At 67.2% G+C, this 20,210-nt stretch carries 16 protein-coding genes; 12 read left to right on the top strand and 4 right to left on the bottom strand.

The window, feature by feature from the left end:
* Positions 1-4: 4 nt before the first annotated feature.
* A complete protein-coding gene (locus tag AC5P8U_RS12315; protein ID WP_065178416.1) occupies positions 5-1,054 on the bottom strand; it encodes a bifunctional nicotinamide-nucleotide adenylyltransferase/Nudix hydroxylase in 1,050 nt (349 codons plus the stop codon).
* 239 nt (positions 1,055-1,293) lie between these two features.
* Here AC5P8U_RS12315 and AC5P8U_RS12310 point away from each other — a divergent pair, with 239 nt between their 5' ends.
* A complete protein-coding gene (locus AC5P8U_RS12310) occupies positions 1,294-3,141 on the top strand; it encodes a patatin-like phospholipase family protein (protein WP_065178417.1) in 1,848 nt (615 codons plus the stop codon).
* 352 nt (positions 3,142-3,493) lie between these two features.
* On the opposite strand, the gene AC5P8U_RS12305 is transcribed toward AC5P8U_RS12310, so the two are convergent.
* Entirely contained in the window at positions 3,494-4,861 is a 1,368-nt protein-coding gene (locus AC5P8U_RS12305) for a helix-turn-helix domain-containing protein (protein ID WP_072168740.1), read from the bottom strand.
* Positions 4,862-4,976: 115 nt separating this feature from the next.
* On the opposite strand from AC5P8U_RS12305, the gene AC5P8U_RS12300 reads away from it, so the two are divergent.
* Genes AC5P8U_RS12300 through mmsB form a run of 5 tightly spaced genes read left to right on the top strand, consistent with a single transcriptional unit; the run spans position 4,977 to position 10,516 of the window.
* Positions 4,977-6,482, top strand: a complete 1,506-nt coding sequence (locus tag AC5P8U_RS12300) for a CoA-acylating methylmalonate-semialdehyde dehydrogenase (protein ID WP_005420657.1) — start codon at positions 4,977-4,979, stop codon at positions 6,480-6,482.
* A gap of 14 nt (positions 6,483-6,496) precedes the next feature.
* Positions 6,497-7,663, top strand: a complete 1,167-nt coding sequence (locus AC5P8U_RS12295; RefSeq protein WP_072168739.1) for an acyl-CoA dehydrogenase family protein — start codon at positions 6,497-6,499, stop codon at positions 7,661-7,663.
* Complete coding sequence (locus tag AC5P8U_RS12290) at positions 7,660-8,457, top strand: enoyl-CoA hydratase (protein WP_227836896.1); 798 nt, start codon at positions 7,660-7,662, stop codon at positions 8,455-8,457. The genes AC5P8U_RS12295 and AC5P8U_RS12290 overlap by 4 nt, the downstream gene beginning before the upstream one ends.
* Positions 8,454-9,629, top strand: coding sequence for an enoyl-CoA hydratase/isomerase family protein (locus AC5P8U_RS12285; protein WP_072168737.1), 1,176 nt, complete (start codon positions 8,454-8,456; stop codon positions 9,627-9,629). Before AC5P8U_RS12290 ends, AC5P8U_RS12285 begins: the two co-directional genes overlap by 4 nt.
* Positions 9,626-10,516 carry a 3-hydroxyisobutyrate dehydrogenase gene (gene mmsB, locus AC5P8U_RS12280; RefSeq protein WP_005420650.1) on the top strand — a complete coding sequence of 297 codons (891 nt, stop codon included), beginning with the start codon at positions 9,626-9,628 and terminating at the stop codon, positions 10,514-10,516. The genes AC5P8U_RS12285 and mmsB overlap by 4 nt, the downstream gene beginning before the upstream one ends.
* A 231-nt stretch (positions 10,517-10,747) precedes the next feature.
* Here the strand turns inward: mmsB and AC5P8U_RS12275 are convergent, their stop codons facing one another.
* Both AC5P8U_RS12275 and AC5P8U_RS12270 read right to left on the bottom strand, forming a co-directional pair.
* Positions 10,748-11,173: an organic hydroperoxide resistance protein gene (locus tag AC5P8U_RS12275; protein WP_004153735.1), complete on the bottom strand. Its 426-nt coding sequence runs from the start codon at positions 11,171-11,173 to the stop codon at positions 10,748-10,750.
* Positions 11,174-11,284: 111 nt separating this feature from the next.
* Complete coding sequence (locus AC5P8U_RS12270) at positions 11,285-12,265, bottom strand: cation diffusion facilitator family transporter (RefSeq protein WP_072168736.1); 981 nt, start codon at positions 12,263-12,265, stop codon at positions 11,285-11,287.
* Positions 12,266-12,473: 208 nt separating this feature from the next.
* On the opposite strand from AC5P8U_RS12270, the gene AC5P8U_RS12265 reads away from it, so the two are divergent.
* The 6 genes from AC5P8U_RS12265 (at position 12,474) to AC5P8U_RS12240 (ending at position 20,201) form a co-directional block, all read left to right on the top strand.
* Positions 12,474-13,928, top strand: a complete 1,455-nt coding sequence (locus AC5P8U_RS12265; RefSeq protein ID WP_301655252.1) for a SulP family inorganic anion transporter — start codon at positions 12,474-12,476, stop codon at positions 13,926-13,928.
* A gap of 421 nt (positions 13,929-14,349) precedes the next feature.
* Entirely contained in the window at positions 14,350-14,961 is a 612-nt protein-coding gene (locus AC5P8U_RS12260; protein WP_088497261.1) for a lysozyme inhibitor LprI family protein, read from the top strand.
* A 60-nt stretch (positions 14,962-15,021) separates the two neighbouring features.
* Positions 15,022-17,730, top strand: a complete 2,709-nt coding sequence (locus AC5P8U_RS12255; protein ID WP_227836897.1) for a peptidoglycan-binding domain-containing protein — start codon at positions 15,022-15,024, stop codon at positions 17,728-17,730.
* Between the two features lie 94 nt (positions 17,731-17,824).
* A complete protein-coding gene (gene dusA / locus AC5P8U_RS12250; protein WP_088497259.1) occupies positions 17,825-18,856 on the top strand; it encodes a tRNA dihydrouridine(20/20a) synthase DusA in 1,032 nt (343 codons plus the stop codon).
* A gap of 213 nt (positions 18,857-19,069) precedes the next feature.
* Entirely contained in the window at positions 19,070-19,444 is a 375-nt protein-coding gene (locus AC5P8U_RS12245) for a hypothetical protein (protein WP_005420623.1), read from the top strand.
* Between the two features lie 73 nt (positions 19,445-19,517).
* Positions 19,518-20,201, top strand: coding sequence for a response regulator transcription factor (locus AC5P8U_RS12240; RefSeq protein WP_004136763.1), 684 nt, complete (start codon positions 19,518-19,520; stop codon positions 20,199-20,201).
* The last annotated feature ends 9 nt before the right edge of the window (positions 20,202-20,210 follow it).

Genomic DNA, 20,210 nt, shown 5'->3' with positions numbered 1-20,210 from the left:
CAGGTCAGCCGCGGCCGAGGAAATACTCCAGGATGTGCAGGTGGTCTTCGAACAATTGCGGGCCCATGTCCAACGCCTCACTCACCGGTATCCAGCGCGCCTTGTCGGCGTCGTCGCCACCGCGCACCGGCGGCAGGTCACCGGCCGGGAATTCGAAGTGGAAACCGTGGGTGATGGTGCGGCCGCGCTGGCTGCGGTCGGGGTGGTCGAATACCTGCTGGCCCTTCAGCGAACCCTTCAGCACCGGCAGCGGAATCTTAAGGCGGGTTTCCTCGCGCAGTTCGCGCAGGCAACTGTCCAGCAGGCTCTGCTCCTGGCCAACGAAACCGCCGGGCAGCGCCCACAGGCCCTTGCCGGGCTCCGAACGGCGCCGTACCAGCAGCACGTGGCCCGAATGCACCACCACCGCATCGGTGGTGACGAAGGTGGGCGCGTAGGGCGCATCCTTCCAGGCGGCCTTGTACTGTTCGATGAAGCGGTACTCGGCCACCAGCTGGGCATACGCAGGCGCGCTTTTGCGGAACGCTTCGAGCATGTCGTACACCGGCGCCGGCACATTGCCACGCAGCATCAGCAGCGCGCCGTGGAAGTCGACGTCGCCGGCTTCGAACAGGTAGCGCCGCAGCTCGGTGGCCGACAGGGTGGCGGTGTGCTGCACGTCCACCAGCGGCCATTGCGGGAACTCCCGCAGGTAGTAGCTGGAGGCATCCTTGTCCATGCCGATCAGGCCCACCTTTGCATCGGCGGCGGCACCGTCGTTGCGCAGGGCGTCGGCCACCTGGCGCTGCACATTGGCGATCCACTGTGCTTCGTTGTACAGGTGGTCACGCAGCGGGCGGATCAGCAGGCGGTCGGTGTGGCCATCGAGGGCGGCCTGGATCATCACGGCGCGTTCGGCCACGGTCCAGGGATTGCGGAGGCTGCGGGGGGTATCGGCAGAGCCGACCAGGAAGATCAGCTTGCGGGCCCGGCTCAGGGCCAGGCGGGCAACGGCGGCGTGGCCGTTGTGGAAGGGCTCGAATCGCCCGATGAAGACGAGATAGTCGAATTCCATGAGAATCCCTCATGTCGTTGTGGCAGCCGCGGGTCTGTCCCTTGGCTTGCTGCAGATGCTACGCCGATGGTGGAGCCGGTCAAGCCTGCAGGCCTGCCATCTGCTGAACGCCGCAGATTCCTGCCCGGACTGCGGTGGTGTTCTCAGGCCCTGAGAAGCCGCTGCGCCATACTGGCATCCACGCGGCGGACGGTAGGCTCGGGGGCAAGACGGTGGCGGACAAGTACTGCGATCTGGTCATGAAAGGCGGCATCACCAGCGGCATCGTGTACCCCAACGCGGTACTGGCGCTGGCACGCGAGTATCGGTTCAAGAGCATCGGCGGCACCTCTGCCGGCGCCATCGCTGCGGCGGTGGCGGCTGCGGCGGCATACGGTGATCGGCGCCAGCAGGCCGGCGAGCACCTGCCCGGTGATGCCGGTTATGGCGGGCTGTCGGCGGTGTCGGCGCAGTTGTCGCGGCGGGGGTTCATCTACAGCCTGTTCCAACCGGCGCGGGGCGCGCGTGCGGCCTATCGGCTGCTGGTGGTGCTGACCGGCAATGCCAGCTTGCCGCACAAACTGCTGTGCCTGGCGGTGGCGGTATTCGAGATCGCGCCGCTGGAAGTGCTGGTGTCGCTGGCGCTGCTGCTCGGTCTGGGCGGGTGGGGCGGTGGTTGGAGCGGCGTGGCCGCGACGCTGCTGCCGTCGCTGCTGTGCGCCTACGGTGCAGGCGTGGCCGGAGCCGCGCTGCGCGTGGCGCGCGTGGCCCGGCGCAACCTGCTGGGCCTGTGCAGTGGCCTCGGTCGCGATGCACGTAAACCGGCATTGACCGAGTGGCTGCATGAATGCCTGCAGCAGTTGTCCGGCAAGCCGCTGGATGCACCGCTGACCTTTGCCGACCTGCATGACGCGCCGCGCTATGCCGGCGAGCCGGACAGCCCGCATGCGATCAGCCTGCAGATGATCACCACCTGCGTATCGCACAACGAACCACGCACACTGCCGCTGGGCGGCGCGCAGTTCTGGTTCCTGCGCGAGGAGTTCGAGCAGTTGTTCCCCGCCAGCGTGGTGCAGTGGCTGGTGACGCAGGCCGGCCCGCCGCTGGAGGTGGAAGGGCGCCGGTACTACCACCTGCCGCAGGGTCCGAAGCTGCCGGTGCTGGTGGCCACGCGCATGAGCCTGAGCTTCCCGTTGCTGATCAGCGCGGTGCCGCTGCATGAGCCCTCGCGCCGCGAACGCCGCTGCGAACCCACTGCACCTGCCGCCGATCAGGAGCACAACGTGGCCGACAGCATGGAAGGGCTGACCAGCGCCGGGCAGACCTGCGGCCCGGTGATTACCGCGTTCCGCATCTGCTGGTTCTCCGATGGTGGCATCAGCAGCAACTTCCCGATCCATCTGTTTGATGCCGCGCTACCGCGCTGGCCGACCTTCGCCATCAACCTGGTCTACCCGCAGCATGCCGAGGACGTGGGCCGTGGCAGTGATGGCCGACAGGCGCTGGAACGTGCCGTGTTCCTGCCCACCGAAAACCGCCACGGTTGGCAACGGCATTACCAGTCCATTGCCACGCCGCTCGCCGCAGCCGAGCTGGGGCGCTTCCTGTTCGCAGTCGTGGCGACCATGCAGAACTGGCGTGACCTGCTGCAGGCACGCGCGCCGGGTTACCGCGACCGTATCGTGCACGTCAGCCTGCAGGGCGACGAAGGCGGCATGAACCTGGACATGCCGCAGGAGGTGCTGACCCGCATCGCCGACAAGGGCAGCCTGGCGGGCGCGCGCTTCTGTTCGTTCTCGTTCGGGAACCACTACTGGATCCGCTGGCGCAACCTGGCCTCGGCCTATCAGCGCTACACGCTGGAAGTGGCGCGTACCGACGACCCGGCGCAGCAGGTGCTGGCCTATCGCGCGGCGTACTCGATGGTTGCCCGTGGCGAGCCGGCACCGCCGTCGTACAAGCTCGGCTCGGAAGACAAACGTCGCGGCTCGCAGCAGCTGTGGGCGCAGATGGTCGAGCAGGGCCGCACCTGGGAAGACCTTGGCCCGGACCTGACCGATGGCGCACCGCGCCCGCTGCCGCAGATGAAGGTCACGCCGATCTACTGACCCGGTAGTAGATCCACGCCATGCGTGGATGAACGTCCATCGAAATCGAATATTTCGAACATTCATCGAAGAGCATCCACGCATGGCGTGGATCTACCGCGTCGACCAAGGTCGACACCTACCAGAGCAATACGTCGTTCCGACAGATGGAAGGAAACTGTCGAAGGCGGGGTGGTGTCGGATTGCGGGGTGTCCGCGGCATGGATGCCGCGGCCAAGCCCCCAGGGACGGGTTCACGGCGTCCCCGCAATCCGACACCGCCCCGCAATCCCACGGAATGCCAGCTTTTGCTGTTGCTTCGGCTTCGGCTTCGGCTTCGGCAGGTGCAGGGCGCAGCCCTGCCGAACCAACCCTACCTGCCCGGCAACTGCGCGAACGCGCGCTGCATGCAGTCCTCGCGCGGGCACACCCGGCAACCCGGCCCGATCGATACCGAATTGCCCGGGCTCTGCACATCCAGCCCCAGTGAATACACCAGCCGCTCGGCATGCTGCAGATCGCAGCCCAGCGCCACCGCGAAGGTCTTGCGCGGCTGGCCATGGCCCACCGGGCCACTGCTGACCTGCCGCGCCAGCCAGAAATGACGGCGGCCATCGGGCATGCGCGCGGTCTGGGTAAGGATGCGCCCGGGCTGGTTGAACGCCTCGTAGACGATCCACAGCGGGCACGAGCCGCCCACCTGCGAGAAATGGAAGTCGGTGGCCGAATGGCGCTTGGACACATTGCCGGCACGGTCTACGCGGATGAAGAAGAACGGCAGGCCGGGCGCACTGCGCCGCGCCAGCGTGCTCAGCCGGTGGCAGACCGCCTCGAAGCCGACGCCGAACTGGTGCGCCAGCAGTTCGATGTCGTAGCTGCTGGCCTCGGCCGCACGCAGGAAGCGCATGTAGGGCATGACCAGCGCGCCGGCGAAGTAGTTCGAAAGACCCACCCGCGCCTGCGCGATGCGCGCGTCATCGGTGAAGCCCGCACGCGCCACCACCGCGTCGATCTGCGGCAGGTAGCCGTGCAGGGCCAGTTCGGCGGCCATCTGGAACGCCTGCTGGCCTGGCTCCAGGTAGTCCGGCAGCCACAACCGGCGCGTGCCGGCATCGTAATGGCGCTTCTCGCGCCCGGCCTGCAGTGCGGCCACTTCCACCAGCACGCCGTGGCGGTCGGCCAGCAGCTGGCGCAAGCGCGGCGCCACATGCCCAGGCGATAGCCCCCACTCGGCGAACAGGCGCTCGGCCAGTTCGTCCAGCTCGGGAATATGGTTGTGCATGCGGTTGAAGAACTCGCGCACCTGGTCGCCGGCCGGCAGGGTGCTGCCGGCGCCGGGCTCGCCCAGCTGGAACTCCAGCGCGGCGGCATGCTCGCGCAGTGCCAGGTGGCGGCGGTGCAGGTCCAGCAGCGCACGGCTGACCTGCGGCAGGTTGCCCGCCAGGGCGCGCAGTTCGGTGGCACTGACTTCGGCCAGGCCCAGGTCGCGCAGGGTCTCGCCCAGCGCTTCCTGCAGCGCGGCGGGCTCATCTTCGTCGAACAGCGCCGAAACATCCCCGAGTACCTGGCCCAGCTTCTTCTGCACGGCCGGGGTCAGTGGACGCTTGTTGCGCTCAATCTGGTTCAGGTAGCTGGCCGACAACCCCAGTGCCCGCGCCAGGTCAACCTGGCTGTAGCCGCGCTGTTCGCGCAGCCGCAGCAGGCGCAGGCCGAGTTGCCGCTGGGGAGCTGAGGGATTCACAGAATTAACAGGAATCGTGGGGCGTGTTGGCCAGATTAAGCGGATTCAGCCCGGAAATCGAGGTGGATGCTGTGAATAATGCCAAGCATCTTTCGCACCCTGTGGGATTGTCGTCATGACTGTTGCAGCGCCCCGTATCCGCATGCTGATCGATGGCCAGTTCGTTGAATCGGCCACCTCCCACTGGCAGGACGTGATCAATCCGGCCACCCAGGACGTGCTGGCCAAGGTGCCCTTCGCCACCACCGGCGAAGTGGACGCCGCCGTCGCCGCCGCCAAGGAAGCTTTCAAGACCTGGCGCAAGACCCCGATCGGCACCCGCGCGCGCATCTTCCTGAAGTACCAGCAGCTGATCCGCGAGAACATGAGCGAGCTGGCCCACATCCTCACCGCCGAACAGGGCAAGACTCTGCCCGACGCCGAAGGCGATGTGTTCCGCGGCCTGGAAGTGGTCGAGCACGCCGCCGCCATCGGCAACCTGCAGCTGGGCGAGCTGGCCAACAACGTGGCCAATGGCGTGGACACCTACACGATCATGCAGCCGCTGGGCGTGTGCGCTGGCATCACCCCGTTCAACTTCCCGGCGATGATCCCGCTGTGGATGTTCCCGATGGCGATTGCGACGGGCAACACCTTCATCCTCAAGCCGTCCGAGCAGGACCCGATGGTCACCATGCGCCTGGTCGAGCTTGCCCTGGAAGCCGGCATTCCGAAGGGCGTGCTGAACGTCGTCCACGGCGGCGAGGAAGTGGTCAACGCGATCTGCGACCACCCGGACATCAAGGCCGTGTCGTTCGTCGGTTCTACCCGCGTCGGCACCCACGTCTACAACCGCGCCTCGCTGGCCGGCAAGCGCGTGCAGTGCATGATGGGTGCCAAGAACCACGCCGTGGTGCTGCCGGACGCCAACAAGGAACAGACCCTCAACGCGATGGTCGGTGCCGCCTTTGGTGCCGCGGGCCAGCGCTGCATGGCCGCCTCCACCCTGGTGCTCGTCGGTGAGGCGCGCAACTGGGTGCAGGACCTGGTCGAAAAGGCCAAGACGTTGAAGGTCAGCGCCGGCACCGTGTCCGGCACCGACGTCGGCCCGGTCATTTCCTGCAGCGCCCGCGAGCGCGTGGAAGGCCTGATCGCCTCGGGCGTGGAGCAGGGCGCCAAGCTGGTACTCGACGGCCGCAACCCGCAGGTCGATGGCTTCGAGAAGGGCAACTTCGTCGGCCCGACCATCTTTGCCGGTGTCACCACCGACATGCGCATCTACCAGGAAGAAATCTTCGGGCCGGTGCTGGTCATCCTCGAAGCAGAAACGCTGGAAGACGCCATCGCGATGGTCAACAGCAACCCGAACGGCAACGGCACCGCACTGTTCACCCAGTCCGGCGCGGCCGCGCGCAAGTTCCAGGAAGACATCGACGTCGGCCAGGTCGGCATCAACGTGCCGATCCCGGTGCCGGTGCCGCTGTTCTCGTTCACCGGTTCGCGCGCCTCCAAGCTGGGTGACCTGGGCCCGTATGGCAAGCAGGTGGTGCTGTTCTACACCCAGACCAAGACGGTCACCGCGCGCTGGTTCGATGACGAGACGCTGAGCCACGGCGTCAACACCACGATCAGCCTGAAGTAACGGCAGGAGCAGCCATGAGCCACTCGATGACGACGGAACTGGAAGAAGCGCAGCAGGCGTACCGCGAGGCGGCGCGCGACTTCGCACAGGCCGAACTGGCGCCGCACGCCGCGCGATGGGATGCGGAGGGCATCTTTCCGCGCGAGGCGATCGCCAAGGCCGGTGAACTGGGCTTCTGCGGTCTGTACATGGACCCGGACGTGGGCGGCAGCGGCCTGAGCCGGCTGGACGCCGCCGTCGTCATCGAGGAGCTCGCCAACATCGATCCGTCGACTGCGGCCTACATCAGCATCCACAACATGGCCTCGTGGATGGTGTCCACGTGGGGCCAGCCAGCACTGCGCGATGCGTGGGGCACTGACCTGTCCTCGGGCAACAGGCTGGCCTCGTACTGCCTGACCGAACCGGGTGCCGGTTCCGATGCGGCCTCGCTGAAAACCACCGCCGTGCGCGACGGCGATCATTACGTGCTGAACGGCTCGAAGGCCTTCATCTCCGGCGCCGGTGCCACCGAACTGCTGGTGGTGATGGCACGTACCGGCGGTGCCGGTGCCGGCGGCGTCAGCGCCATTGCAGTGCCGTCGGACCTGCCGGGCATCAGCTTCGGCCGCAAGGAAGAGAAGATGGGCTGGAACAGCCAGCCCACCCGTGGCATCACCTTCGAAAACGTCCGCGTGCCGGTCAGCCACCTTCTGGGAGAGGAAGGCGGCGGCTTCAAGTTGGCGATGAAGGGGCTCGACGGTGGTCGCATCAACATTGCTGCCTGCTCGCTGGGTGCCGCGCAGGGCGCGCTGGATGCCGCGCGCCGCTACATGGGCGAGCGCCGCCAGTTCGGCAAGGCGCTGGCCGAGTTCCAGGCGCTGCAGTTCAAGCTGGCCGACATGGTCACCCAGCTGGTGGCCGCGCGGCAGATGGTGCACACCGCCGCACGCAAGCTCGATGCCGGTGCCAGCGATGCCAATGTGTGGTGCGCGATGGCAAAGCGTTTCGCCACCGATGCCGGTTTCAGCGTCTGCAACGAGGCGCTGCAGATCCACGGTGGCTACGGCTACATCCGCGAGTACCCGATCGAGCGCCTGCTGCGTGACTGCCGCGTGCACCAGATCCTGGAAGGCACCAACGAGATCATGCGGGTGATCGTTGCCCGTCACCTGCTCAACACCGAAGAGGAACTGCGATGAAGGATTGGCGTACCCAGGAGCACGTGGGCCTGAAGGTCGAGGCCGACGGCCATACCGCCGTGGTCACCCTGAACAACCCGCCGGCGCACACCTGGACCGTGCACAGCCTGTCGGCGCTGCGCGACCTGGTCGGCGCGCTCAACGCAGACCGTGACGTCTACGCACTGGTGATCACCGGTGACGGCGAGAAGTTCTTCTCCGCCGGTGCCGACCTCAACCAGTTCGCTTCCGGCGACAAGGCCGCAGCGCGCGAAGCCGCGCGCCGTTTCGGCGAAGCGTTCGAGGCGCTGTCCGGTTTCCGTGGCGTGTCGATCGCCGCGATCAACGGCTACGCGATGGGCGGAGGCCTGGAATGCGCGCTGGCCTGCGACCTGCGCATCATCGAAGACCACGCCCAGGTGGCGCTGCCAGAGGCCACCGTCGGCCTGCTGCCGTGCGCCGGTGGCACCCAGAACCTGCCGCGCCTGGTCGGCGAGGGCTGGGCCAAGCGCATGATCCTGCTGGGTGAGCGCATCAACGCCGAGACCGCGCTGCGCATCGGCCTGGCCGAAGAAAAGGTCGGCAAGGGCGAAGCCAAGGCACTGGCGCTGGAATGGGCGAAAAAGGCCGGCAAGCAGAGCCCGACCAGCATCGCCGCCTGCAAGACGCTGGTACAGGCCACCCGCACCGGCACCCACGCCTCGGCGCTGGTGGCCGAGCGCGAAGCCTTCGTCGACCTGTTCGACACCGCCGACCAGGTCGAGGGCGTGACTGCCTTCCTGGAAAAGCGCGCCGCGCAGTGGAAGAACGCATGAGCACCGACACCGCTGCCGACGACGCACCGGTGCTGTTCGAAGAGCGCGTGGCCGGTAACGGCATGCGCATCGGCATCGCCACGCTCAACGCGCCGCGCACGCTCAATGGCTTCTCGCTGCCGATGGCACACCTGCTGCTGGAGCAGTTGAACGCCTGGGCCGACGACGACGGCATCGCCATGGTGGTGCTGCAGGGTGCTGGCGAAAAGGCATTCTGCGCTGGCGGCGACCTGCACAGCCTGTACAAGGCCATGGTCGCCTTCCGTGAGGCCGGCCGCAGCGACATCCGCGAGAACGACTACGCCGCCGAGTTCTTCGACGTCGAGTACCGCGTCGATTACCTCATCCACACCTATACCAAGCCGATCCTGTGCTGGGGCCACGGCATCGTGATGGGCGGCGGTATCGGCCTGATGTCCGGCGCCAGCCACCGCGTGGTCAGCGAGCGCTCCAAGCTGGCCTTCCCGGAAATCACCGTTGGCCTGTTCCCGGATGTCGGTGGCAGCTGGCTGCTGCCGCGCGTGCCGGGCAAGGGCGGCCTGTTCCTGGCCCTGACCGGCGCGTTGCTCAATCCGGGCGATGCCATCTATGCCGGCCTGGCCGATGTGCACGTGGCTGAAGAACGCCGCAGCGCGGTGTTCGATGCGCTGCTGCAGGTGGCCTGGTCCAGTGATTCCGCACACAACCACGAACGCCTGACCCATCTGCTGCAGTCGCATGCCAGTGATGCTGCGACCGGTCCGCTGCTGGCCAACGCGGCGCAGGTCGATGCGTTGTGCGAAGGCGATGACCTGCCCGCGATCATCAAACGCATCAGCGCGCTGCAGACCGACGATGCCTGGCTGCAGGCGGCACAGAAGACGCTTGCCGCCGGCGCGCCCGGCTCGGCACGTCTGGCGTTCGAGCTGCAGCGCCGCAGCGCCGGCCAGGACCTGGCCAGCGTCTACCGGCTGGAGTACATCACCGCGCTGCACTGCGCCGCCCACGGCGATTTCGCCGAAGGCATCCGCGCACTGCTGATCGACAAGGACCGCAATCCGCAGTGGAACCCGGCCACCCTGGCCGAGGCCACCGGCGCGTGGGCCGACACCTTCTTTGCTTCCCCCTGGGCCGCTGCCGCGCATCCGCTGGCCGACCTGGGCACTCCCCTTGTTGAAAGGAGCCTTGCATGAGCCGCATTGCATTCATCGGGTTGGGCAACATGGGTGGCCCGATGGCCGCCAATCTGGTCAAGAACGGCCACACCGTGCGCGTGTTCGATCTGGTCCCGGCTGCGGTGCAGGCCGCCGTCGATGCCGGTGCCAGCGCGGCGTCGTCGGCACGCGACACCCTGGCCGATGCGGAAGTCGTGATCTCGATGCTGCCGGCCAGCCGCCACGTCGAAGGCGTGTACCTGGGCGATGACGGCATCCTCGCCGCCATCCCAGCGGGTGCACTGGTCATCGACTGCAGCACGATCGCACCGGCCAGTGCCCGCAAGGTTTCCGAAGCGGCCGCCGCGCGTGGCCTGCAGATGATCGACGCGCCGGTCTCCGGCGGTACCGCGGGCGCCCAGGCCGGTACCCTGACCTTCATCGTCGGTGGCGAAGAGGACGCGCTGGAACGCGCTCGCCCGGTGCTGCAGGCGATGGGCAAGAACATCTTCCATGTCGGCGCCAGCGGTGCCGGCCAGGTCGCCAAGCTGTGCAACAACATGGCGCTGGGCGTGATCATGGCGGTGACCGGTGAAGCCATCGCGCTGGGTGTTGCGCACGGGCTGGACCCGAAGGTGCTGTCGCAGATGATGGCGGTCAGCACCGGCCGCAGCTGGGCCACCGAAGTGTGCAACCCGTGGCCGGGCGTGCTGGAAAATGCGCCGGCCTCGCGCGGCTACAGCGGCGGTTTCGGCAGCGATCTGATGCTGAAGGACATGGGCCTGGCGGTGGAAGCGGCGATGAGTGTCGGCGCCTCGATCCCGCTGGGCGAAGTGGCCCGCAACCTGTACTCGATGAACCACCAGGCCGGCCGCGGCAAGCTGGATTTCTCCAGCGTCGTGCAGCTCATCACCAGCGACCGGTAACCGGTCGCTGGTCCGCGCATTCCACCTTATCCCCGCGCCGTTGGCGCACCCCCTTGAACAACAAGGGGGCTCTCCTCCAGAAGGATGGATGCGCGCCGTAGCGAATGCGTCCCCGGCCACGTGCCGGGGCCCACCCGAGGTGGGATGGGCGGATGCTCGGTTTCGACCGGCATCCGCCCATTTTTTTTCACCGCGCGCGGGTAGTGCCGGCCGTTGGCCGGCAGCACCGCATCAGGCAACGATCAGCGTCACGTCGATGTTGCCGCGGGTGGCATTCGAGTACGGGCACACGATGTGCGCCTTCTGCACAAGCTCTTCGACCTGCTCGCGCGGCACGCCCGGCACGTTGATGGTCAGCTCGGCCTCGATGCCGAAACCGGTCGGGATCTGACCGATGCCGACCTTGCCGGTGACGGTGGTGTCGGCCGGCAACGCGACCTTGGCCTGGCCGGCCACGAACTTCAACGCGCCCAGGAAGCAGGCCGAGTAGCCGGCGGCGAACAGTTGTTCCGGGTTGGTGCCCGGGCCGCCGGCGCCGCCCAGCTCGCGCGGGGTCGACAGCTGGATGTCCAGCACGTTGTCGGAGGAGACGGAACGGCCTTCGCGGCCGCCGGTAGAGGTGGCCTGGGCGGTGTACAGAACCTTTTCGATGGACATCGGGATGCTCCTGGTCAGTGGGTGGGTGTTGCGTTGGAGCCTACTTTGCCCGCTTTCCGCGTACGTTGGGTTGCAACGCGTACGAAAAACTTGATCGATCGTCCTGCCGGCCTAGATCGTCCACTCGCGGTCGGTGGTGAACATGATGGTCAGCCAGCGGTCCGGCGAGGCCTCGCCCAGCGCTTCGCCGATCTCGTCGCGCAGCCGGTCCCATTCGACCAGGGGCCGCGGCGGGTCGTCTTCCGGCACCACAAAGAACAGCTCGATCTGCTCGCCACGCCCCACCTGCGCGACGTAGCTGCGGTGCTCGACGAAGCCGTGCCTGGCCACGATCGCGCGTGCCACCGCATCCACATGCGCCTGCAGTTCCGGCGGGGTGACCAGCAGGATGCCGGCCAGCGCCCGGCGCACGGTGCCGAGCGGGGCGATCATCACCAGCACGCAGACGAAGGCGAGGATGGCCGGGTCGATGTACGGCCCGACCCACGCCAGCGAGGTGCCCTGCACCAGCACGCCGCCAAGGAAGGCCAGCAGATAGCAGGCCGACATGCTGGCGGCGATCACCCAGTTCTTCGCGTCCAGTGCGATGAACTCCGAACCGATGCGGCGGTTGGCGCGCAGCACGAACCAGGCCAGCGCACCTTCGCCGACGATCGACAACCCGGCGAAGGCGATGGCCGGACCGAGCGCGATGTGGCGACCGCCGGACATCAGCGCGTCGACCGCATTGACCAGCGCATACAGCGCCGCGCCGATCATCAGCGTGCCGCTCACCCCCAGCACGATCGGCTCCAGGTGCCAGAAACCCATGGTGAAGCGCTGGTTGAGCCGCGACTGCAGCGCGTCGGTGCTGGTGGACAGTGCGATCAGCCGCGCGACCAGCAGTGACAGCCAGGTCATCACCACATCGATCAGGCCGTAGATGCCGTCGAAGATGATCAGCGAGGAATTGGCCAGCAGGCCGAACACCACCGCTGCCGCGGCCAGCAGCAGTGAGGCGGCGATGGACAGGCGCAGCACGCCTTGTTCGGTGGCGGGATCGAAGAACTGTGCGTGGTCGGTGGCCATGGCGCGATTGTAGAGCGGAGCCATGCTCCGCTGCCGTTGCGGGCTGTCGACGCTGTCCCTTGGCAGCCCTGTGCCGTAGACTGCGTCCCCCCCACGTACCGATTCCCGCCTGCAGTGATCACGCCACCCTGACCCTTGCCGCACCTCGGCAGCCGGCCCGCCCGGCTCAGGAACCCGCGTCTTTCCACTGCAGCGCCATGCGGCCACGCCCGCGTGCGCGCGGAGTTTTTCCATGCAAACGTCCTACCCCCTGCGCCAGCAATGGCTCGGCAACATCCGTGGTGATCTGCTGTCCGGCATGGTCGTCGCCCTGGCCCTGATTCCCGAGGCCATCGCCTTCTCGCTCATCGCCGGCGTCGACCCCAAGGTCGGCCTGTACGCCGCGTTTTCCATCGCGGTGGTCACCGCCATCGCTGGCGGCCGCCCCGGCATGATCTCTGCCGCCACCGGCGCGATGGCCCTGGTGATGGTCGACCTGGTCAAGGACCACGGCCTGCAGTACCTGTTTGCCGCCAGCATCCTGGCCGGCCTGCTGCAGGTGCTGGCCGGCGTGTTCAAGCTGGGCTCGCTGATGCGCTTCGTCTCGCGCTCGGTCATCACCGGCTTCGTCAACGCGTTGGCCATCCTGATCTTCCTGGCCCAGATGCCCGAGCTGATCGGCCGCGGCCCCACCGTGTATGTGCTGTGCGCCACCGCTTTGGCGATCATCTACCTGCTGCCGCGCCTCACCCGCTCTGTGCCTTCGCCGCTGGTGGCGATCATCGTGCTCACCGCCGTGGTCATCGGCTTCGGCGTCGATGCACGCAGCGTGGGCGACATGGGCCAGCTGCCCGACAGCCTGCCGTACTTCCTCATCCCCGATGTGCCCTTCACCTGGGAAACGCTGCGCATCCTGCTGCCGGTGTCAGCCACGCTGGCGGTGGTCGGCCTGCTCGAATCGATGATGACCCTGCAGATTGTCGAGGACATCACCGAGACGCCCAGTGAGCGCAACCGCGAGTGCGTCGGCCAGGGCCTGGCCAACACGGTCACCGGTTTCCTCGGTGGCATGGCCGGCTGCGCGATGATCGGTCAGTCGGTGATCAACGTGACCTCCGGCGGTCGAGGCCGCCTGTCCTGCCTGGTGGCCGGCGTGCTGCTGCTGGTGCTGGTGGTATACGGCAGCGACCTAGTGCGGCAGATCCCGATGGCCGCACTGGTGGCGGTGATGATCATGGTCAGCATCGGCACCTTCAGCTGGCGCTCGCTGCGCGACCTGCGCACGCATCCGCGCAGCTCGTCGGCAGTGATGCTGCTGACCGTGGTGGTCACCGTGGCCACCCACGACCTGGCCAAGGGTGTGCTCAGCGGCGTGCTGTTGTCTGCCCTGTTCTTCGCCCGCAAGGTGGGCCGCATGCTGGAGGTGCAGCGCGAGGATGCCGGAGACACGCAGGTCTACCGCGTACGCGGGCAGGTGTTCTTTGCGTCCGCCGGCCAGCTGGGCGCGGCGTTTGACTACCAGCACGTCGCGCCGAAGGTGCAGATCGACCTGCGTGACGCCCACCTGTGGGACCTGACCGCAGTGGCCGCGCTGGAACGTGCGCAGGAAAAGCTGGCCGCACATGGGGCGGAGGTGGTGGTGGTGGGCCTCAATGTGGCTAGCCAGACGCTGATCGAACAGGTGGGCGGGCGCGCGGGCGGGCATTGAGGCTTACGCTTCCTGCTTCTGCGACGAGGTGCACGCATTCTGAATCCGGTCAGGCACCTGAAACCGGCGCTGTCGTAGCATTGCCCGCGTGATGGGGGTCGATGGACGGCCCCTCCCTGCCGGCACCCGCTGGCGACACGCAAGGGAGAAACAGGCAATGCAGGCAATGGACGCGCTTGGGCGCAACGAACGGGTCGGCGTCGGCCGTGGGTGTTGGAAGGTGTTGGCCCTGTGCCTGGCGCTCACCGCATGCCAGGCGCCTTCTTCCCAGGCATCGACCGAAACGGCGGCCCCCGCGTCGATTGCTGCGGCATCGCCGACAGCCCCTTCCGGCCCGGCATCGGCAGAATCCCCCCACTACCCGGATGCGTCCTATACCGAGGGTCGCCTGCGCCCAGCCTATGGCTGGTGTGTGGATGGGGTGGAAGATGCAGGCAAGCTCCAGGCCTGCGGCAAGGACGAACTTGCCTACCAGGAAGCGCGTCTCGAAGCGGCGGCCAGCAAGGCGCTGGCCGGGCTCGACGCTGCTGCCCAGATGGCGTTCCAGGCCAGCCAGGCGAGCTGGCGCAGCGATACAGACCGTTATTGCCGCGATGTTCCCAACGGCAGCGTGCAGCAGCTGCAGGGCGCGCAGGAATGCCGCCTGTACCGTGTTGCCAACCGTGCCGACCAGTTGCTGGCGCAGAGCGCGCCGCCGGATACCTCGTTTACCCAGGCAACGCTGCGTCCGGAATACACCCGTTGCGTGCAGGACGCCCGCGGCATGGACGACCAGCTGGAAGCCTGCGATACGGCCGAGCTCGCCCACCACAAGGCGCTGCTGGAAGCACAGGTCGCGCGACTGATGGACGGCCCCGACGGCCCGGCCAAGGACCGCTGGATGGACGAGCAGGCCAACTGGGCTGCAGATACCGAAAAGCGCTGTGCACCTTCCAGCGACCATGTGGGGCCGATGCTGGATGCTCAGTCGTGCCGCATCAACCGGTATGCCAACCGCGCTGTCGAGCTGCACACGCGGGTGCTGACGCCCTGATCCACGGTCGCCAGCAGGCAACTGCAACCGGTCAATCCTCCACGGACAAGGAAGTAAGACATGCCAAACAATATTGACACCCGCAACCTGGACGCCACTGCCGGCGCGGTGTTCTTTGCTGTCGGACGCGGCACCGAAGGTGGTGGATCGTCGTACCACCTCAGCATTGCTGGCATCACCAAGCACCTGAACGAGCCGCAATGGGGCACGGTCAGTGCGGTAAGGGACAACAGCGGCTATTCACTGGGCACCATTCAGGTGGATTTCGGCCAACGTGGCGAGTGGCCGCTGGGCGCGACGCAGGCGCGCAAACTGAAGCCGGGCGAGACAACGTATGTCGATGGGGTCATTGACCAGGCCAGCGCCTACGCCAAGGCACACAACCTGCCCTTCACGCATGATCGCACTGACCTGCGTGCGGATCTGCTCAGCCACGGCAATGGCGAGGGAAAGCGCTCATCCATCCGCTTCATCGATGCACCAACGCGTGACAGCATCAATGCTTGGGCCGGCTCGGCGGAAGGCAAGCAGTGGATTCACACCCACATCGATTACCCGCAGGTGCGCAATGCCACGAATATCGCCATGACCATGCTGGACAAGCATGGCAGCGGCATTGCCGAAGACAAGCGCTTCGAGGCCATCGCATTGATTGCCAAGACCGCCAACCAGCTGCCGGGTCGGCTGGATGACCTGGAAGCGGTGCTTAAGCGCGGTGGTGACTACCAGGAACTGCGCGACCAGGCCGCTGCCATCCGCCAGCGCACCCCTTCCTATGCCGGGTTGGCTGCTGCCGATGTCGCTGCCAGGTATGAAGATGCCTATGCGCAGCATTCCGCCGAAATGGATCGCGCGCACCTGAAGGTGGGGCGCCGGGATTTCGCGCCCGCCACCGAAGGCAGCGACCCGGATATCCAGGTGGCGCTGCAACAGGCGCGAGCGCACGGGCACGGTGGCGGTGGTCCGCAGGTATTGAAGGAGGGCTCAAGCGGCCGCGCGGTGGAAAAGCTGGAACACAACCTGCACACACTGGGCTATGGCGGCGCAGGCGCGCAGGCCATCCATCCCGACCGACAGTTCGATGCCACTACCCGGAAGGCCGTCGAAGCGTTCCAGCGCGATCATGGCCTGACCCCGGTGGATGGCAAGGCCGGTCCGGCAACGCTGGGTGCGATCGATCGCGAGGCACGCGCGCTGCAGGCTGACATGGTGGCGTTGGGGCTGACCGATGCACAGGGCAAAGCAATTACCGCCGATGGTTACCTGGGGACAGGGAGCCAGCACGCCATCAACACGTTCCAGCAACAGCACCATCTGCCGGTCACTGGCATGGCCGACGCAGGCACACGCAGTGCGATCCAGGCCGAAGCGGCACAGCACCGCCCTGCAACGCCGACACCGTCCGCACCCGCTGCGCCTGCTGCACCGGCCGCGGCACCTGCACCCGGCGGCGAGCGCATCTCGGTGGTAGAGCCGTTCGGCAATGGCGGCAGTAACCGCATCCTGCGCCACGGCATCAGTGGCGAAGAAGCGTTCCGCGAACTGAAGATCCACCACCCAAACACCAACGCGGCTGCCGTTCGCGCGGGCGATGCCAGCCGGGTCGACCGTAGCGCGGAGATGGTCGAGGGCGAGCTGGAGGCCGTGCGCCGGCGTGGTGACGTCAACAACATTCCGCTGGTGCAGAAGGACCTGATCCTGACCGACCGGTCAGGCGGGCGCAATCTGATGGTTCCCAGTCCGGTCGCCGGCTACGTCCAGCTCAACAACGACGGTACCAACTCCATCAGCATCTACAGCCATCCGGTCGGCGACGCGCGCCGCGAACTGGTGGGCCAGGTGCTGCACGGCGCGCGCGGGTCCATTCCATACAAGACCGGGGATTTCGTCGAATACGGTGCGCCGCTGGTGCGGCAGTCGGACGTGGGCTCGCCGGGTGCAGTGCACGCGCACATCGAAGTCGAGCCGGACCAGTACCGTCGCTATCTGGGCGACATCCTCAACGACCGCATCACCCTGGGCGGCAAGGTCCACGCGCAGGGCCCCGAGGCCGCGCAGGCGGCACGCAGTGCACAGCAGGCGCCGATGGCCGATGGCGTGCTGAAGCAGGGCGAGCGCGGCGATGAGGTCAAGGCCTTGCAGAGCAAGCTGGCGGCGCTGGGCTATGCCGGGGCCGATGGCAAGCCGCTGCACGCCGATGGTGTGTATGGCAAGGACACCTTTGCGGCGGTCAAGCAGTTCCAGGCCAACAACGGCCTGGACGACGATGGCAAGGCAGGCCGCAAGACCCTGGCGCAGGTCGATGCCCCCAACGCGGTCAAGGCCGGTACCGCGCCGGCGGCACCGGCCCGGGCCGAGCCCGCAGAGCCGGCCAGCATGCGCGACGCCGGGCACGCCGACAACGCGCGCTTCGGCCAGGCGCTGGGCAAGCTGCAGGCGCTGGAGCAGCAGCGTGCCCAGGCCGGCCTGAAGCCACTGTTCGCCAACCCGCAGGAGGTTGAGCGGGCGGCCGGCCAGCTGGCGTACGAAAGCAAGGTGTCCGGGATGCGCCAGATCGACCATGTCGTGGCCCGCCCCGACGGCACCGGTCTGTTTGCGGTGCAGGGCGAGCTGGGCGACCCGGCGGCGCAGCGGACCTTCGTCGACCGCCAGCAGGCGGTATCGCACTCGGTCGAGGCCAGCAGCCGGCAAAGCGAAGCGCTGGACAGCCAGTTCAACCAGCGTGCGCAGGAGCAGCAGCAGGAACAGGTGCGCAACCGCGGGTTGTAGGCCACGCGGCGACCCCGGGGCCGGTCGAGCGGCCAGTCCCGGCGCCACCCGCCGCCGTTCAGCCGTCCGGTGTAAACTATTGATCTCACTGGCAATGCCGGTCTCCCCGATCAACACCCCGATGACGTCCGCCACCGCCCGTTACGCTGATTCCCTGCGCCTGTCCGTCGCGCCCATGATGGACTGGACCGACCGCCATTGCCGGGTGTTCCACCGCCTGCTGGCGCCGGGTGCGCGGCTGTACACCGAAATGGTGCACGCCAATGCGGTCATCCATGGCGATCGCCAGCGCCTGCTCGGTTTCGATGTCAGCGAACAGCCGCTGGCGCTGCAGCTGGGCGGCAGCGATCCGGCCCTGCTGGCGCAGGCTGCGCGCATTGCCGCCGAGTGGGGCTACGACGAGGTCAACCTCAACTGCGGTTGCCCGTCCGACCGCGTGCAGGCCGGGCGTTTTGGCGCTTGCCTGATGCGCGAGCCGGCGCTGGTGGCCGACTGCGTGGCGGCGATGGTCGACGCGGTTGATATCCCGGTGACGGTGAAGTGCCGCCTGGGCGTGGACGAGGACAACGACTACGACGTGTTCGCCGCCTTCGTCGACCGCCAGGTCGCCGCCGGTGCCGCAATGGTGGTTGTGCATGCGCGCAACGCGTGGCTGAAGGGCCTGTCGCCGAAGGAGAACCGCGAGGTTCCGCCGCTGAAGTACGATTGGGCCTACCGCCTGAAGCAGGAGCGCCCGGGGCTGCCGGTGGTGCTCAATGGCGGCCTGGCCACCATCGAGGCGGTGCAGGCGCAGGCCGCGCACGTCGATGGCGTGATGCTGGGCCGCGCGGCCTACCACGACCCCTACCTGCTGCATCAGCTGGAGGCGCTGCAGACCGGCGCCCCGCTTCAGGCCCGTGGCGACCTGCTGCGCACGCTGCGTCCCTACGTGGAAGCGCGCCTGGGCGAAGGCCTGGCGCTGAAGCACATCACCCGCCACCTGCTCGGCCTGTTCCACGGCCAGCCCGGTGGCCGCGCGTTCCGCCAGGTGCTGAGCGAGGGCGCACACCGCCCGGGCGCCGACTGGAGCCTGGTCGAGCAGGCGCTGTTGGTCACCGAGCGCGAAGCTGATCGCGCCGCAGCGTGACCGCAGTCACGTTCCTGACTTGACAAGGGACGGCGATTCGTCCCGAATGTTCACCTAGCTGAACATCGCGGGGCTGCGACCGGAAAAGTTCAGACCGGATTCACTGCCCCAAACCAAGAATTTGCAAAGGATTTGTAAAGCGCCGTGTCCCGAACCCGGCATCCGGATTTACGACTTTTGAACGAATCGCCGTGCTCGGCTAGGATCGCATCGATGTCTTCCGCTCCCTTCCATTGCCGCATTGCCCTGGCCACCTGCGTGGTGCTGTCGGCTGCGCCGCTGTCTTCGGCGCTGGCGCAACAGCCGCCGCGCGGCGAGCAGGCGCGGGCGGAAATGATGGATCGGGGAGAGCGTGGCAACCGTGGCGACGAACGTTCGCTGTCCGATGCCGTGCGCCGCGTGCAGCGCAGCACCGGCGGCCACATCCTCGGCGCCGAGCGCGTGCCGTTCGATGGTCGTGATATCAACCGGGTGAAGTACATGGACGACCGGGGCCGGGTCCGCTACATGGACGACCCCGCCCCGTCGCGTTCACAGCCGCGCACGCCGCGGTCGGATATGTCATCACTACGCGGCGATAACCCCTGAACAGGGATAGTCGTCGCTATCAACCCGTACCCCACAGGCCTCCGGGCCACACCCAGGACACTAGGGAGAGTTCATGCGTATCCTTCTGGTCGAAGACGAAGCCCCGCTGCGTGAGACCCTGGCAGCCCGGCTCAAGCGCGAAGGCTTTGCCGTCGATGCTGCGCAGGACGGCGAGGAAGGCCTCTACATGGGGCGCGAAGTTCCGTTCGATGTCGGCATCATCGACCTCGGCCTGCCCAAGATGTCGGGCATGGAGCTGATCAAGGCCCTGCGTGACGAAGGCAAGAAGTTCCCGGTGCTGATCCTGACCGCGCGTTCGAGCTGGCAGGACAAGGTCGAGGGCCTGAAGCAGGGCGCCGACGATTACCTGGTCAAGCCGTTCCACGTCGAAGAGTTGCTGGCCCGCGTCAACGCGCTGCTGCGCCGCGCCGCCGGCTGGAGCAAGCCGACCCTGGAATGCGGCCCGGTCGCCCTGGACCTTGCTGCCCAGACGGTCAGCGTGGCCGGCAGCAATGTCGACCTGACCAGCTACGAGTACAAGGTGCTGGAGTACCTGATGATGCATGCCGGTGAACTGGTCTCCAAGGCCGACCTCACCGAACACATCTACCAGCAGGACTTCGACCGCGACTCCAACGTGCTGGAGGTCTTCATCGGCCGCCTGCGCAAGAAGCTGGACCCGGATGGAGAACTGAAGCCGATCGAGACCGTGCGCGGTCGCGGCTACCGTTTCGCGATCCCGCGCAACGAGGGCTGAGCCGGCTCA

Source organism: Stenotrophomonas sp. YJH_SMC_81 (assembly GCF_059370875.1).
The sequence above is the reverse complement of the archived record's forward strand: the minus strand, read 5'-3'. Positions and strand labels throughout refer to the sequence as shown.